A 14,275-nucleotide genomic window follows, 5' to 3' on the forward strand; every position below is an offset into this window, starting at 1 on the left:
GCGGAAAACACGAACTGCCGCGACGAGGGAGCCGGCCTGTGTCGGTGCTTACAGGCCCTCGCCGCGGCTGCTAAGAAGGAGCAGGCCGCGCAGGCAGGAGTTGCACATAGCGTTGCTACGTTATCCCGACCGTCTCACCGGTCGCACTCCGCGTCCGTGATCCGAGACACCCGGGGCGCTCAGCTGCGAAGCTGCCGTCGGGCTTCACTCGATCAGCGTAATCCCGGCTCGCCCTCGCCGCGCAATCGTGACCAAGGTCACGAATCCGGCCATAGTTACCGCCATGACCAGCGCTCCAAGCCCAGCGTTCTGCGGCATCGTCCCCCCGCACCTGCTGTCCCGGCTGGCCGGCTCCGGCCTGCACGTCGCCGACGCCGCGCGCCGGACGCTGACCGCCGACATCCGGCACCGTCTCACCCGCGGCGCCGTCCCCTGGGTCGGCGAGCGGCACCTGGCACCGCCGACGATCGTGGAGCGCCGCGACGACCGCGCGATCTACGACGACCACGACACCGAGCACCTGCCCGGCTCCCAGGTGCGGGCCGAAGGGGAGCCGACCACCGGCGACCAGTGCGCGGACGAGGCCTATGACGGCCTGGGCGCGACGTTCGACTTCTATCTGAAGGTCTACGACCGCTGGTCCGTGGACGGCCAGGGCTTGCCCCTGAAGGGCACGGTCCACTACGGCGTGCAGTACGACAACGCCTTCTGGAACGGCTCGCAGATGGTGTTCGGCGACGGCGACGGCGCGGTGTTCGGCCGCTTCACCGGCGCGGTCGACGTCATCGGCCACGAACTCACCCACGGCGTGACCCAGTACACCGCGAACCTCGTCTACAACGGCCAGTCCGGCGCGCTGAACGAGTCGGTGTCCGACTGCTTCGGCTCGATGGTCAAGCAGTACCAGCTCGGCCAGGACGCGGCCGAGGCCGACTGGCTGATCGGCGCGGGGCTGTTCCTGCCCGCGGTCCAGGGTGTGGCGCTGCGCTCGATGAAGGACCCGGGGACCGCCTACGACGACCCGCACCTGGGCAAGGACCCACAGCCGGCCGCGATGTCCGGCTACGTCGACACCACCGACGACGACGGCGGCGTGCACATCAACTCCGGCATCCCCAACCGCGCGTTCTACCTGGCGGCCACCGACATCGGCGGGACGTCCTGGGAGGGGGCCGGCGCGGTCTGGTACGACGTCATCACCTCCCCCGCGCTCCCGGCTGCGTCGACGTTCGCGACCTTCGGGACCGCGACCGTGCACGCCGCCGAGTCCCGGTTCGGGCCCGGGTCGCGGCAGGCGTCCGCGGTGGCCGCGGCGTGGCGGGAGGTCGGGGTGTCGGTACATGCGTGAGGACGGCCGGCCCCGGCGCGCCTGATACCGGGAGAAAACCAATCGCCACCGGCCCGGCCGCTTCCTAGCATCAGTGGTGATGAGTATCACGATCCGGGACATCGACCCCACCGGCGAGGACACAGTCGCCACACTGCTCCCGCTGTTCCGCGCCGGTATGGCCGCGGACGCGCCACTGCATCCCGAGCCCAGCGCGACCTTCGTGCGCTGGCTCATCGCCCCGCGAGTCGACTGGCACATCACCTGCCTGGTCGCCTACGACGGAGACCGCCCGGTCGGCTGCGGCCACCTGAGCCACGACGTCGTCGTCAATCCGGACCTGGTCTTCGGCGACATGTGGAGCACCGAGCCGGACCGGGCCGAGATCGCCGCGGCACTCCTGGACGCCTACCGGGAGCAGACCCGGAGCCGGGGCGCCACGCGGCTGGTGCTGGACGGCATCGAGCACTCCGGCTACGAGCCGCACTACGCCGCGGCCGGCGGCCGGGTGCTGGACACCGACATCCGCCGCCAGCTGGACCTGGCCACGATAGACCGCTCGCAGTACACGAACTGGGCCGAACCGTCGGAGAAGAACGCGCACTACCGGATCGAGCTCTGGAAGGTACCGACGCCGGAGCACCTGCTGGGCCCGATGGTCGACGCGAACGAGGCCATGCGCGACGCCCCGCACGGCGACCTCGAGTTCGAGCACCCGCCGCCGGACCCGGACCGCCGGCGGAGGTTCGAGACCACGTCGCTGGGCACGGGCGCGCAGATGCACATCATCGCGGCGCTCGCCGAGGACGGCGAGATGGCCGGGTTCCACGAGCTGATCGTCTTCCCGGACCTGCGGATGGCCAACATCGGCAACACCGGCGTCCCGGCGAAGTTCCGCGGCCACGGCCTGGGCCTGCGGTTGAAGGCGGCGATGACCCTGCACCTGCTGGAGCACCAGCCGCACGTCGAGCTGATCTCGACCTGGAACAACGCGGACAACGCGCCGATGGTCCGGGTGAACGAGGCCATGGGCTTCGAGATCGCCGAGACCTGGAACGCCTGGCAGTTCGACGTCTGATGGGCATCGTGATCCGAGAACTCAGCATCGAGCACCCCGACGCGCTGTCCGTGGTGCTCCCCCTGTTCCAGGCCGGCATGACCGCCGACGCACCGCTGTACCCGACGCCGACCGAGGACTTCGCGAGGTGGTTCATCGTCCCGCGCTCGGTGCGACACCGGGTCCTGGCGGTCGCCCACGACGGCGAGCGGCCGGTCGGCTACGGCTTGATGCAGCACGACAACGACAGCAACCGCGACATGATCCACACCGACATCTGGATCCGGCCCGAGGACCGGGCCGAGGCGACGGTCCCGCTGCTGGACGCGTACAGAGCCCACGGACGGCAGCGCGGCTGCTCCCGCGTGCTCCTGGCCATCAGCGAGCACGCCGACGACTACGCGGCGATCTTCACCGCCGAGGGCGGACGGCCGGTGTCCACGGAGTTCCGCTCGCAGCTGGACCTGAGAGCGATCGACCGTGAGCAGTACGCCGCGTGGGCCGCGCCGTCGGAGAAGAACGCGCACTACCGGATCGAGCTCTGGCAGGCCCCGACGCCGGAGGAACTGCTGGCACCGCTGGTCACCGCTCTCGACGCGATGCGCGACGCCCCGACCGGCGACTCCGGCTTCCAGCCGCCTCCGCCCAGCACGAAGCGCAGGCGCGCCAGCGAGGTGGACAACCTGCGCGGCGGCGCGCGGACCTACGTGGCCGCCGCCCTCACCGAAGACGGCGAGATCGCCGGGATGCACGAGACCCTGGTGTTCGGGGACTTCCGGATGGCCGACGTCGGGCACACCGCGGTCCCGGCGAGGTTCCGCGGCCACGGCCTGGGGCTGCGGCTCAAGGCGTTCCTGACGCTCGCGCTGCTGGAGCGGGAGCCGAAGGTCGACGCGGTCAGCACCTGGAACGACTCGGACAACGTCCCCATGCTGCGGGTGAACGGCGCGCTGGGCTACGCCAGGACCGAAGCCTGGAGCAACTGGCAGTTCGACCTCTAATATCAGAATTCTGCAATCAGCGCTCCGAACCGGACTCGGAGCAGAACTCTGATAGGGAGGGCCGCAGCGTGGCCGACCTGCCCGTGGCCCCGCTGGACGCGACCACCCGCACACTGTGCGCGCAGACGTACTGGGACCTGGGCTTCGCCCGCGAGGCCGAGGAGCTGCTCACCGGCGACGGCTTCTCGGCCATCGGGCCGCCGGTCGGGCTGAACCTGCCCTCGATCCTGCAGCACGCCGAGCACTCGCTGCGCATCCGGCGGCGGCGGGACCACGCGCTGCTGGCGTGCTGGCTGATGGCCGCGTTCTGCGTGGCCGGGCCGCTGCTGGTCACCCGGGGCACCAAGGACTTCGCGCCGACCCTGTTCGGCGCGGCCTGCGGCCTGGGCTCGGTGGCGGCCCTGGCCTGGACGCTGGCCACCACCGCGCGCTGGATCCGGGTGCACTCCGCCTTCGCGCTGCTGCGCACCTCGGCCTCGCCGCTGGTCTCAGCGCCTCCGCTGCCCCCGGACATGCACGGGGAGATCGTCGCCGACCAGGGCGCGAACGTGATCTGCTACGCGGCCGCCTCCCCGACGCCGTTCGCCGGCTTCGGCGAGCTGGTCGACGACAAGGTCATGGTCCACCTCCCGCTGGTCCTGGTCCCGGCCTACGTCGAGGGCGCCGGGACGAAGGAGACGCACCGCGTCGACGCCACCGACCTGCACCTCTACCTGCGCAACGAGCTCGGCCGCGACAGCGGGGTCCGGGACCTGGCGATCGTCAGCAACCTGTTCGTCCGCGGCGACGCGGCCAACGGCGTGGCCGGCCTGTGGCCCGGCGGCAAGGAGGCCCGCCCCTCCCGCCAGGCGCACGCCCTGATCTACTCCGCGGGCATCAACGACCCCGGCGACCGCGCGCAGACGTACCTGACCCTGCAGACCGTCCGCCACGGCGGCAACCTCGTGATCACGATGCACGTCCGCATCCGTGAACAGCACGACCGCATATCCCTGGAGATAGCCTCCGCGATAGCCGCCCCGCTGTCGGGCAAGTACACCTCGGTGGGAGGAGCCCTGCCCCGCTCGCTCGGCGGCCTGCGGGCCCACGCGCGCTGGTACGCCCTGATGGAACTGCCCGCCGCCCTGGCCGAAGCCTGGACTGGTCCGCTGATCCGCTCCGTGAGCCGCCGCCTGCAACAGCGTGCCCGCATGGACATCCTGCGCGGCATCCGGTCCGGCCGCATGCCCGACCGCGGCGCCCGCACTTCTCTGCGCCGCTGGACCATGGATGCGGCGAAGATCCAGTACCAGGAGGAGGCGGACGCGCGCGACATCCTGCAGCGGCTGCGCAAAGCGCTGTTCGACCACCTGGTGAACTACTTCGAGATGCACAAGATCTCGACCGGGGAGCTGATGCGGATCCGGGAGAACGTGCTGATCGTGGAGATGAAGTTCCGCGGCGAGGTGATCGAGGGTGCGAAGGCCTTCGGCGCCAACGAGAAGCGCTGATCCGGCCTCTCCCCCATATCCCGACACGCGAACGGTCCCGGCACCCGAGGCAGGTGCCGGGACCGCTTCATATCACGTCCCTGTCATGGGACTCAGAACGGCAGCTGCGCTTCGCGGTACCACGCCGGGTTGAGCCCTTCGAGCTTCATGATGTCGGTGGCGACGGCGTAGGGGAAGACCTGGTCACCGCCGAACAGGTACGTGTTCTTCACCGAGTCCTTGTCCGCGGTCATCGCCGCGCTGGTCGCCTCCGACACCGACGTCGCCCCCGGGACGCTGAGCAGCAGCGGGCTGCCCTGCAGGGCCATCAGCGCGCCGCCGGTCAGGGAGTCGGGGAAGTTCATTCCGTTCGCCACGCCGAGCGCCGCGGGCTTGGTGCCCCAGCCGAAGGAGGCGACCTTCGCCGCGGTGTCGAAGCGGTCGACGCCGGCTATCGGGGTGTAGTTCGCGGCGTTGGGCGATATCGCAGCCACCGCCTTCACCGCGCCCCCGCCGATCGCGGCGACGTCCGTCTGGCCGGCGGGGTGCGCCGCGGCCTCCTTGGCGGTCACGTAGGCCGCGGTCGCCGGGGTCAGCGAGACCGGCTCGGTGACGCCGTTGCCGGTGCTCAGCACGATGGCCGCCGGGGCGCCGGAGGCGTCGGTGAACTTGTCCGAGGCCAGCGGGCCGGAGGACAGCGCGTCGGCGAAGTCGTCGCCGCGGGCGACCACGATGTGCTTCGGGTTGTTCAGCGCCTGCGGATTCTGCGCGACGCCCAGCGCCGTGTCGTAGCGGGTCGCGCCGCCGAAGCGCTCGACGTTGTACCCGAGGGTGTTGCTGATGTAGTCCTGGATCGACTGCGGGATCGCCTCGACGCCGCCGAGGATGTAAACGGTGTGCTTCTTGTCCGCCGGCAGGACGCGCTTGATCTCGGCCGCGACGTTCGCGTCGAGGCTCTTCGCACTCGCCCCGCCGGGGGTCAGCAGCAGCGGGCCGTTCTTCGCCTTGGCCAGCGGGATGCCGGCGAGCGCGTCCGCGTACACGTCGCCGCGCGCCAGGACGACCGCGCCGGCGCTGTGCGCGAACGGGAAGGCCTCCTGCGAGACGGCGACGCCGGTGCCGTAGCGGGTGGCGCCGGCGAACTGCGTCAGCTGCCCGAAGTTCGCGTTCGCCTTCGACACGTCCACCTGCTGGGTGGTGGAGGCCTGCTGACCGTACTTGTCGACGACCGAGAAAGTGATCGTCTTCAGGCCGGTGGTGGTGTAGGTGTGTTCCTCAAGCTGACCGATGCCTATGGGCATCGTCTGCTGGCTGGTCGATCCGTCGCCCCAGTCGATCGTCCCGATGCCGTTCTCGACGCTCGAGCCCCTCGTGTTGACCGACACCAGGCCCGGCGAGAGCACTGTCGTCGTGAACGCGGCGACCGGCGGGGCCGCGATTCCGATGGCCTCGTCCGCGGTGGACTTCAGGCCGGTGGCGTTGTCGCTGTAGGTCAGGGTCACGACGTGCTGGCCGGTCGCGGCGGCGCCGGTCCAGTTGCAGGTCGCGAGCATGGCCTTGGTGTCGATGGTCAGCGGCAGCGCGCCCCGGCCGTGGTCGCACGTGCCCGCCAGCCCACTCAGGTCGGTGCCGGCCGGCAGGATCTTGCTCAGATCGAAGGAGCTGGTCCCGTGGCTGGTCACCACGGCGCCGGCGGCGTTGAGGTCGATCAGGACCGACGAGGTGTACTTGATGTTCGCCGGGTCGGTGGCGTCGACGGCGACCTGCTTCGTCGTGGTCGTGGCCGAGACGTCCGAGTGCGAGGTCTCGGTCAGCGTCTCCTTCAGCGCCCCCGGCGCGTACGCGTGGGTGGCCTGCAGGGTGCTGGCAGTCGTGCCGTCACCGAAGTCGGTGATGTTCGAGTCGCCCTTGGAGCCGGTGGCGTCGCTGTTCACTGTGAGCACCGCCGAGGCGCCGCTGCCCGATACCGTCGCCTGCGCCTTCAGGGCGGCGTTCGGCCCCGCGTTGGTCGACGACCAGGCCAGCGCCGACGCGGTCCCCGCCATGCCCACGCCCAGGCCGACCATGGAGCTGGACACCGCGACGAGTGCGAGCCCCTTGTGCTTCACCGATTTCATGATGCGTCCTCCCCTTGTTTCTGGTGAATCCCTTCATGAGACTCGCCGGGAGGGTGCAAGGTTGCGCGCGGGGCCGGATGTGTTTTTTCAGAGGCCTGAATCAGAATCCGAGCTTCGCCAGCTGCTTGGGATCGCGTTGCCAATCCTTGGCGACCTTCACATGCAGGTCCAGGAAGACCGGCGTCCCGAGCAGCGCCTCGATCTGCCGGCGGGCCCGCGAGCCGACCTCGCGAAGCCGCTCGCCGCCGTGGCCGATGACGATCGCCTTCTGGCTCGGGCGCTCCACGTAGAGCGTCGCGTGCACGTCCAGCAGCGGGCGGTCGGCGGGGCGGCCCTCGCGCAGCGTCATCTCCTCGACGGTGACGGCCAGCGAGTGCGGCAGCTCGTCCCGGACGCCCTCCAGGGCGGCCTCGCGGACCAGCTCGCCGACCATGACCTCCTCCGGCTCGTCGGTCAGCTCGCCGCCCGGGTACAGCGGCGGGGACTCCGGGAGCTGCTTCACCAGCAGGTCCTCCAGGAGCTGGATCTGCTCGTCGCGCACGGCCGAGACCGGGATCACCTCGGCCCACTCGATGCCGACCTCGCGGCCGAGCTCGACCAGGGCCAGCAGCTGCTCGGCGATCTGCTCCTTGGCGGCCTTGTCGGTCTTGGTCAGGATGGCGATCTTCGGGGTGCGCCGGACCTGGGCCAGCTCGGCGGCGATGAAGCGGTCGCCGGGGCCGATCTTCTCGTCGGCCGGCACGCAGAACCCGATGACGTCCACCTCGGCCCAGGTGGCGCGCACCTCGTCGTTCAGGCGCGCGCCGAGCAGGGTGCGCGGCTTGTGCAGGCCGGGGGTGTCGACCAGGACCAGCTGCGCGTCGTCGCGGTGCACGATGCCGCGCACGGTGTGCCGCGTGGTCTGCGGGCGCCCGGAGGTGATCGCCACCTTCGCGCCGACCACCGAGTTGGTCAGCGTGGACTTGCCGGCGTTGGGACGGCCCACGAAGCAGGCGAACCCGGCGCGGAAGTCGTCGGGGAACTCGTGGCGCTCCGGCGAGTCGTCCCGGACGCCGCGGCCGTAGGCGGTCGGCGCCGGCTCGGAGTCGCGGACCCGGTCGGAGGTGACGCGCTTCTCGGCGAGCTGCTGGCTGCGCTTGACGCGCTCGGCCTTCTTCTTGGCCGCCTCGGCGTTGGCCGCCTGGCGGGACCGGGATCGTCCACTCGCGCTGCTCGTCATGGGAACCATTGTCCCTTACTCGAGAGGGTCCGCCGCTCAGAGCTCCATGCGCCTTCGGATCAGAGCTTCGGGCGCCTTCAGATCAGCGCTCCGGACGGCTTCGGATCAGAGCTTCGGGTCGGCCAGGAACAGGCGCGGCGGCGTGCCGGAATCCTTCAGGTCGGCGATCACGTCCAGGTCCTCCTGCCGGAACTGCTTGTCCTCGGTGACCAGTACCGCGGCCTCCAGCGCCTTCGCCCCGCTGACGACGGCCATCGCGATCGCGGTCTGCAGCGCCGAGAGCCGCAGGGCGGGCAGTTCGACGGTGGTGGCGACATAGGTGCGGCCGGTCTCGTCGCGCACCGCCGCGCCCTCGGCCGCGCCGTTGCGGGCCCGCTGGGCCTTGGCGAGGGTGTGGAGCTTGGCGTTCTCGGGGTCCAGCTGGTTGTCGGTCATGGGCCAACGCTATCGAAAACGCCGAAGGCCCCGGAGCACTGCTCCGGGGCCTTCTCGCTGAGCGGATGACGAGACTCGAACTCGCGACCCTCACCTTGGCAAGGTGATGCTCTACCAACTGAGCCACATCCGCATTCGCCTGCCGGGTTTCCCTGGCGACGAAGAAAACTATAGCCCATGTCCGGGGTGGGTTCGCCACCTGGTTACCGGGACGTGTCAGGCGTCGTCCTGCGGAACACGCTTCACCAACACCGTGCCGATACGGCGCCGCCGGCCCTCCGGCGACTCCGCGGTGAGCCGCAGGCCCTCGACTTCGATCTGCGCGCCGGGGATCGGCACCCGGCCCAGGCGCTTGGCCATCAGGCCGCCGACGGTCTCCACGTCGTCGTCCTCCAGGGCCACGCCGAACAGGTCGCCGAGTTCGTCCACGCCCAGGCGCGCGGTGACCCGCGCGGCGTCCGCGGACAGGCGCTCCACCGAGGGCCGCTCCACGTCGTACTCGTCGGCGATCTCCCCGACGATCTCCTCCAGGATGTCCTCGATGGTGACCAGGCCGGCGGTGCCGCCGTACTCGTCGATCACCACCGCCAGGTGGATGTGCCCGGCCTGCATGTCGCGCAGCAGCTCGTCGGCGGGCTTGCTGTCCGGGATGCAGACCGGGTCGCGCATCACGGACTCCACCAGCTCGGTGGTCTCCCCGCTCGGGTGCTCGTGGATGCGCCGGACCAGGTCCTTGAGGTACACGATGCCCACCACGTCGTCGGCGTTCTCGCCGACCACCGGGATGCGGGAGAAGCCGCTGCGCAGCGCCAGCGACAGCGCCTGGCGCAGGGTCTTGTGCCGCTCGATGAAGACCATGTCGGTGCGCGGGACCATCACCTCGCGCACCAGCGTGTCGCCGAGCTCGAAGACCGAGTGCACCATCCGGCGCTCCTGGTCCTCGATGACGCTGTTCGCCTCGGCCAGGTCCACCAGCGCGCGCAGCTCGGCCTCGGAGGCGAACGGGCCCTCGCGGAAGCCCCGGCCCGGCGTCACCGCGTTGCCGACCAGGATCAGCAGCTGCGCCAGCGGCCCCAGGATCCGGGTGAGCAGCGCCATCGGGCCGGCCACGGCCAGCGCCACCCGCACCGAGTGCTGCCGGCCGATGGTGCGCGGCATCACGCCGATGAAGATGTAGGACACCGCGATCATGACGCCGATCGCGGCGAAGCCGGCGCCCCAGGAGCTGTCGATCCGGCGCATGAACAGCACCGTGACCAGCACCGTGGCCGCGATCTCGCAGGCCACGCGCAGTAACAGGACCAGATTCAGGACCGGGGCCGGGTCGTCGGCCAGCTGCTTGAGCCGGGCCGCGCGCGGCAGGCCCTGCTCGACCAGTTCGGCGGCCCGCACCCGCGAGACGCGGGACAACGCGGTGTCCGCACAGGCGGAGAACCCCGCGACCGCGACGAGGACCACGACCGCGACGATCTCCCAGAACAGCAGGGCACTCATGCGCCGCCCCCGGCGGCCGCTCCAGTGCCCTGCCGATGTCTATGACCGCTCATCGAGCGCCTGACCTGGCCTTCCATCCTCGTAGCAGCTGTTTCTGCAGGCCGAACATCTCGGCCTCCTCCTCCGGCTCGGCGTGGTCGTAGCCCAGCAGGTGCAAGATCCCGTGCGTGGTGAGCAGCCGCAGCTCCTCAGCAGTGGAGTGGCCGGCGTCCTTGGCCTGCTTCTCGGCCACCTCCGGACACAGCACGACGTCCCCGAGCAGGCCCGGCACCGGCTCGTTGTCGTCCTCGGCGCGCGCCGGACGCAGCTCGTCCATCGGGAAGGAGAGCACGTCGGTCGGGCCCGGCTCGTCCATCCACTGGATGTGCAGCTGCTCCATCGCGGCGGTGTCGACCAGCAGGATGGACAGCTCGGCCATCGGGTGGATGCCCATCTCGCCCAGCACGTACCGGGCGACCCCGACCAGCTCCTCGGCGTCCACCCCCTGCTCGGTGCCGTAGTCGGTCTCGTTGGCGATGTCGATCGACATGGGGTTCAGTGCCTCTTCCTCTTGGCGTCCCCACCAGAACTGTGGTCACCGCGGTCCCGGTCGCGCACGGCGTCGTAGCGCCCGTACGCGTCGACGATGTCCCCCACCAGCCGGTGGCGCACGACGTCGGCACTGGTCAGCTCGGCGAAATGGATGTCCTCCACGCCGGACAGGATATTGCGCACGACCCGCAGCCCGGACTCGGTGCCCCCGGGAAGGTCGACCTGGGTCACGTCGCCGGTGACCACGATCTTGGAGCCGAAGCCGAGGCGGGTCAGGAACATCTTCATCTGCTCGGGGGAGGTGTTCTGGGCCTCGTCGAGGATGATGAAGGCGTCATTGAGGGTGTTGTGCGTGAGCAGGTAATCCTCGGTGACATACAGCGAGTCCGCCGCGGCCACCTGGATGCAGACCGTCTCCTCGCGTCCCTCCCGCTCGATGCTGTCGATGAAGCGCATCGGGCGTCCGCCTCCGCCGGCAGCGTGGTAAGCGTCACGCTTTCGGGTGAGCCGGAAGGGCTCGACACCCTCGGGAAGACGGATGTCGACGACATGGGAGTCGCGACGGTGCTCGACCACACGGCCGTTCACCACACCACCGGTCATGTCCTCAGTAAGGCGCCGGCGGGTGTAGACGACGCCGCCGAGCGAGCGGACCAGCTCGATCACATCGTCCCGGAGAAGGATCGAGGTGGTCGTGTACTGGATCCGGCAGGTGCGGTCCTTCTGCACCACCGGGCCGCCGTCGGAGTCCAGCAGGCCCTGCAGCACTGCGAGGCGGATCTCCGGCGTGTTGCGGAGATAGACATCCGGAACGAACTTCGAGACCGAGGTGTTGCCGAGCATGTCCAGCGCCCGCATAGCCGCGGTCACCGGGTTCTCGAGGGTCACGACATCGCCGGGGGCCTTCACTCGGTTCAGTGCGTAGTCCACGCCGCCCCGATGCCGGACCGTCACGCCGGGCAGTGCCGCTTCGAGAGCCACGACAAGTTCAGCGTCGGTAGTGGCGTACGACGGGGTGGTCGAGCCGGTCACGCAGCCGTCGCCGAGGAGCAGACCGAGAGCGTAGGCGTCCATCGGAACATCCTGCTCAGGGTGGCACACCGGCGCGGTGAGCAGCGGCAGCTCGTAGCGGCGAGCCCGCGCCGCACGGAGATTGCCGATCATCTCCTGCGTTTCCAGAACCCGCCAGGGCTTGTTCCGGCGCTTGTCCGCTGCCGTACGAACGGTCCACAGGTGCTCGCCGCAGCACAACACCGAAGCACCGTCCTGCGCGGTGACGCGATAGACGTCCTTCTCGCCCTGCGGATAGACGCCCAGCACCGGCGTCGGCTCACCATTCGAACCGATGACCAAGTCGCCGACCTGAAGCTCGCCGATCGGCCGCCAGCCGTCGGGCGTCAAGACTCGGACGAAGGTCGGATGGGCCCGGCCCCGCATGTAGGCCAGCGGTGCCACTTCGATGACCCCGGCCGCCATCAACCGCGGAATGCTGTCCGGATCGATCATGTCGTGCAGCGCGTCGTACAGCGGCCGCAGGTACGGGTCGATCTTCTCGTACAGCGTCCCGGGTAGGAACCCGAGCTTCTCCCCGGCCTCGACCGCGGGCCGGGTCAGGATGATGCGGTTGACCTGCTTGCTCTGCAGCGCCTGCACGGCCTTGGCCATCGCCAGGTAGGTCTTGCCGGAGCCGGCCGGGCCGATGCCGAACACGATCGTGTTGCGGTCGATGGCGTCGACGTAGGTCTTCTGGTTCAGCGTCTTGGGGCGGATGGTGCGGCCGCGGTTGCTCAGGATGTTCTGCGTGAGCACCTCGGCCGGGCGCTGGCCGTCGACGTCGGCCTCGCCGCTGCGCAGCATCTGGATCGAGCGCTCGACGCCGTCCTCGGTGAGCGGGGCGCCGGTGCGGAGCATCAGGAGCATCTCCTCGAACAGGCGCTGCACGAGGCCGACCTCGCCGCGGCTGCCGGCGACGGTCACCTGGTTGCCCCGGGCGTGGATGTCCACGCCGGGGAAGGCCTTCTCGATCACCCGCAGCAGGCCGTCGCCGGCTCCGAAGACGGAGACCAGGGGGTGCCCGGACGGTATCTCGATCTTGGCCTGGACGACGCCCGGCGCGACCTCGTCGGCGCGGACGGCGCGTGCGGCCCCTGAAGCGGCGCCGGAGGCGGGCCTGGAGGATCCGGAGGACCCGGAGGACCCGGAGGACGCCCCTGCCCCGTTAGCCCCCGCGCGGCCGGTTCCGGCCGCCCTCCCGTTGCGGTCCGCGGCGGAGGACTGGCGGCCCTTGCCCGAGCGCGGTGCGGTGTTGTCTGCCATAGGAACGGCCGTACGGCCTTTGATCACTCTCCTGTCTCCGTGTCGCCTCCATGCTAGCCCGCACCCCCGCGACCAGGGCGGGAGATTTTGGCCGCCACCTCTTTTCGTCACCTTGACGCTATGCGGGTCCGGGCCTATTATCGTCAACTAGACGATAACAACCGGCCGACGGCGGGGAAGGCGATATCCATGGGCAGCGGACGCTGGGACTACAACGCATACGAGGCGGCGGAGGCCTACCGCAAAGCGAACGGCCACAGCGCCTTCGACTACCACGACCGGGTGCTCAGCCACACCCCGCGCAACCAGTGGCGCGCCCATCCCGACCTCGAGCCGTACGGCGTCGGCGTCCGCGAGAGCCGGGACAGCGCCGAGCACCCGACCTCCCTGGCCATCTCCGTGCTGTTCGACGTCACCGGCTCCATGGGCGGGGTCCCCCGGGTGCTGCAGACCAAGCTCGCCGACCTGCACGGCCTGCTGCTGCGCAAGAACTACGTCGACCACCCGCAGATCATGTTCGGCGCGATCGGCGACGCCTACTCCGACCGGGTGCCCCTGCAGGTCGGGCAGTTCGAGTCCGACAACCGCATGGACGACCAGCTCGGCGAGATCGTGCTGGAGGGTGGCGGCGGGGGCCAGATGCGCGAGTCGTACGAGCTGGCGATGTACTTCATGGCCCACCACACCTCGCTGGACTGCCACGAGAAGCGCGGCAAGCGCGGCTACCTGTTCATCATCGGCGACGAGATGCCCTACCCGAACGTCAACCCGACGCAGCTCGCGTGCGTCCTGGGCCAGACCGCCGGCCAGACAGCCGGCCGGCCCGACCGCTCGGGCCGCCAGGGCCGCGGCGGGGGCCGGGCCATCCCGATCGAGGACGTGGTCCGCGACGTGAAGCGCAAGTTCGACGTCTACTACATCCTCCCAGAGGGCTCCTCCTACGCCGGCAACGACGAGGTGCTCGGCGCCTGGCGCGCCCTGCTCGGCCAGAACGTCATCCAGCTCGACGACCTGGACGCGGTCTGCGAGACCATCGCGCTGACCATCGGCCTGGCCGAGGACCGCATCGACCTGGACGCCGGCCTGGACGACCTGCGCAACGTCGGATCCCGCGCGGGCCGCTCCGTGGAGCGCGCCCTGGGCGACCTGGACGCCCGGCGTGGCAATCACCGCCGCGATCGGCACCGCGTGTCGGCGGACCCCGCGGTGCGCTACCTGCGCTCGCAGGGAGCCGGCTACACGTACGACTCCGGAATCGACGACCCCGGATACGACAACCGCCCCGAAAGCCGCTGGTAAGAGAGCCTCC

General features: G+C 70.2%; 11 protein-coding genes and 1 tRNA gene. 5 read left to right on the forward strand and 7 right to left on the reverse strand.

Features of this window, described 5'->3' with window-relative positions; translation table 11 throughout:
* Window positions 1-283 precede the first annotated feature (283 nt).
* The 4 genes from ABH926_RS24640 to ABH926_RS24655 all read left to right on the forward strand — a co-directional run bounded on the left by ABH926_RS24640 (window position 284) and on the right by ABH926_RS24655 (window position 4,875).
* Window positions 284-1,348, forward strand: coding sequence for a M4 family metallopeptidase (locus tag ABH926_RS24640; protein ID WP_370368103.1), 1,065 nt, complete (start codon window positions 284-286; stop codon window positions 1,346-1,348).
* 79 nt (window positions 1,349-1,427) lie between these two features.
* On the forward strand, window positions 1,428-2,405 hold the full coding sequence (locus ABH926_RS24645; RefSeq protein WP_370368104.1) for a GNAT family N-acetyltransferase: 978 nt from the start codon (window positions 1,428-1,430) through the stop codon (window positions 2,403-2,405).
* Window positions 2,406-2,413: 8 nt separating this feature from the next.
* Window positions 2,414-3,385 carry a GNAT family N-acetyltransferase gene (locus tag ABH926_RS24650; RefSeq protein WP_370368105.1) on the forward strand — a complete coding sequence of 324 codons (972 nt, stop codon included), beginning with the start codon at window positions 2,414-2,416 and terminating at the stop codon, window positions 3,383-3,385.
* Between the two features lie 68 nt (window positions 3,386-3,453).
* Window positions 3,454-4,875 (forward strand): hypothetical protein, encoded by a 1,422-nt coding sequence (locus ABH926_RS24655; RefSeq protein WP_370368106.1) that lies wholly within the window; start codon window positions 3,454-3,456, stop codon window positions 4,873-4,875.
* 92 nt (window positions 4,876-4,967) lie between these two features.
* On the opposite strand, the gene ABH926_RS24660 is transcribed toward ABH926_RS24655, so the two are convergent.
* The 7 genes from ABH926_RS24660 to ABH926_RS24690 all read right to left on the reverse strand — a co-directional run bounded on the left by ABH926_RS24660 (window position 4,968) and on the right by ABH926_RS24690 (window position 12,966).
* A complete protein-coding gene (locus tag ABH926_RS24660) occupies window positions 4,968-6,971 on the reverse strand; it encodes a cell wall-binding repeat-containing protein (RefSeq protein WP_370368107.1) in 2,004 nt (667 codons plus the stop codon).
* Between the two features lie 100 nt (window positions 6,972-7,071).
* The gene (era, locus tag ABH926_RS24665; RefSeq protein WP_370368108.1) at window positions 7,072-8,199 is read right to left on the reverse strand and encodes a GTPase Era; all 1,128 of its coding nucleotides are present in this window, start codon (window positions 8,197-8,199) and stop codon (window positions 7,072-7,074) included.
* A 96-nt stretch (window positions 8,200-8,295) separates the two neighbouring features.
* Complete coding sequence (locus tag ABH926_RS24670; protein ID WP_370368109.1) at window positions 8,296-8,625, reverse strand: cytidine deaminase; 330 nt, start codon at window positions 8,623-8,625, stop codon at window positions 8,296-8,298.
* Between the two features lie 60 nt (window positions 8,626-8,685).
* Window positions 8,686-8,758 (reverse strand) — tRNA-Gly (locus tag ABH926_RS24675).
* An 83-nt stretch (window positions 8,759-8,841) separates the two neighbouring features.
* The gene (locus ABH926_RS24680; RefSeq protein ID WP_370368110.1) at window positions 8,842-10,119 is read right to left on the reverse strand and encodes a hemolysin family protein; all 1,278 of its coding nucleotides are present in this window, start codon (window positions 10,117-10,119) and stop codon (window positions 8,842-8,844) included.
* A gap of 49 nt (window positions 10,120-10,168) precedes the next feature.
* Window positions 10,169-10,648, reverse strand: coding sequence for an rRNA maturation RNase YbeY (gene ybeY, locus ABH926_RS24685; RefSeq protein ID WP_370358267.1), 480 nt, complete (start codon window positions 10,646-10,648; stop codon window positions 10,169-10,171).
* Between the two features lie 5 nt (window positions 10,649-10,653).
* Window positions 10,654-12,966, reverse strand: coding sequence for a PhoH family protein (locus ABH926_RS24690; RefSeq protein ID WP_370368111.1), 2,313 nt, complete (start codon window positions 12,964-12,966; stop codon window positions 10,654-10,656).
* Window positions 12,967-13,155: 189 nt separating this feature from the next.
* Here ABH926_RS24690 and ABH926_RS24695 point away from each other — a divergent pair, with 189 nt between their 5' ends.
* Window positions 13,156-14,265, forward strand: coding sequence for a hypothetical protein (locus ABH926_RS24695; RefSeq protein WP_370368112.1), 1,110 nt, complete (start codon window positions 13,156-13,158; stop codon window positions 14,263-14,265).
* Window positions 14,266-14,275 lie beyond the last annotated feature (10 nt).

This window comes from Catenulispora sp. GP43, from assembly GCF_041260665.1.
GTDB lineage: Bacteria > Actinomycetota > Actinomycetes > Streptomycetales > Catenulisporaceae > Catenulispora.

What these genes read in the sequence shown, in the direction of transcription:
- era (WP_370368108.1), bottom strand. Translation starts at nt 8,199, where the DNA reads ATGGTTCCCATGACGAGCAGCGCGAGTGGACGATCCCGGTCCCGCCAG.
- ybeY (WP_370358267.1), bottom strand. Translation starts at nt 10,648, where the DNA reads ATGTCGATCGACATCGCCAACGAGACCGACTACGGCACCGAGCAGGGG.
- ABH926_RS24680 (WP_370368110.1), bottom strand. Translation starts at nt 10,119, where the DNA reads ATGAGTGCCCTGCTGTTCTGGGAGATCGTCGCGGTCGTGGTCCTCGTC.
- ABH926_RS24695 (WP_370368112.1), top strand. Translation starts at nt 13,156, where the DNA reads ATGGGCAGCGGACGCTGGGACTACAACGCATACGAGGCGGCGGAGGCC.
- ABH926_RS24645 (WP_370368104.1), top strand. Translation starts at nt 1,428, where the DNA reads ATGAGTATCACGATCCGGGACATCGACCCCACCGGCGAGGACACAGTC.
- ABH926_RS24660 (WP_370368107.1), bottom strand. Translation starts at nt 6,971, where the DNA reads ATGAAATCGGTGAAGCACAAGGGGCTCGCACTCGTCGCGGTGTCCAGC.
- ABH926_RS24690 (WP_370368111.1), bottom strand. Translation starts at nt 12,966, where the DNA reads ATGGCAGACAACACCGCACCGCGCTCGGGCAAGGGCCGCCAGTCCTCC.
- ABH926_RS24670 (WP_370368109.1), bottom strand. Translation starts at nt 8,625, where the DNA reads ATGACCGACAACCAGCTGGACCCCGAGAACGCCAAGCTCCACACCCTC.
- ABH926_RS24640 (WP_370368103.1), top strand. Translation starts at nt 284, where the DNA reads ATGACCAGCGCTCCAAGCCCAGCGTTCTGCGGCATCGTCCCCCCGCAC.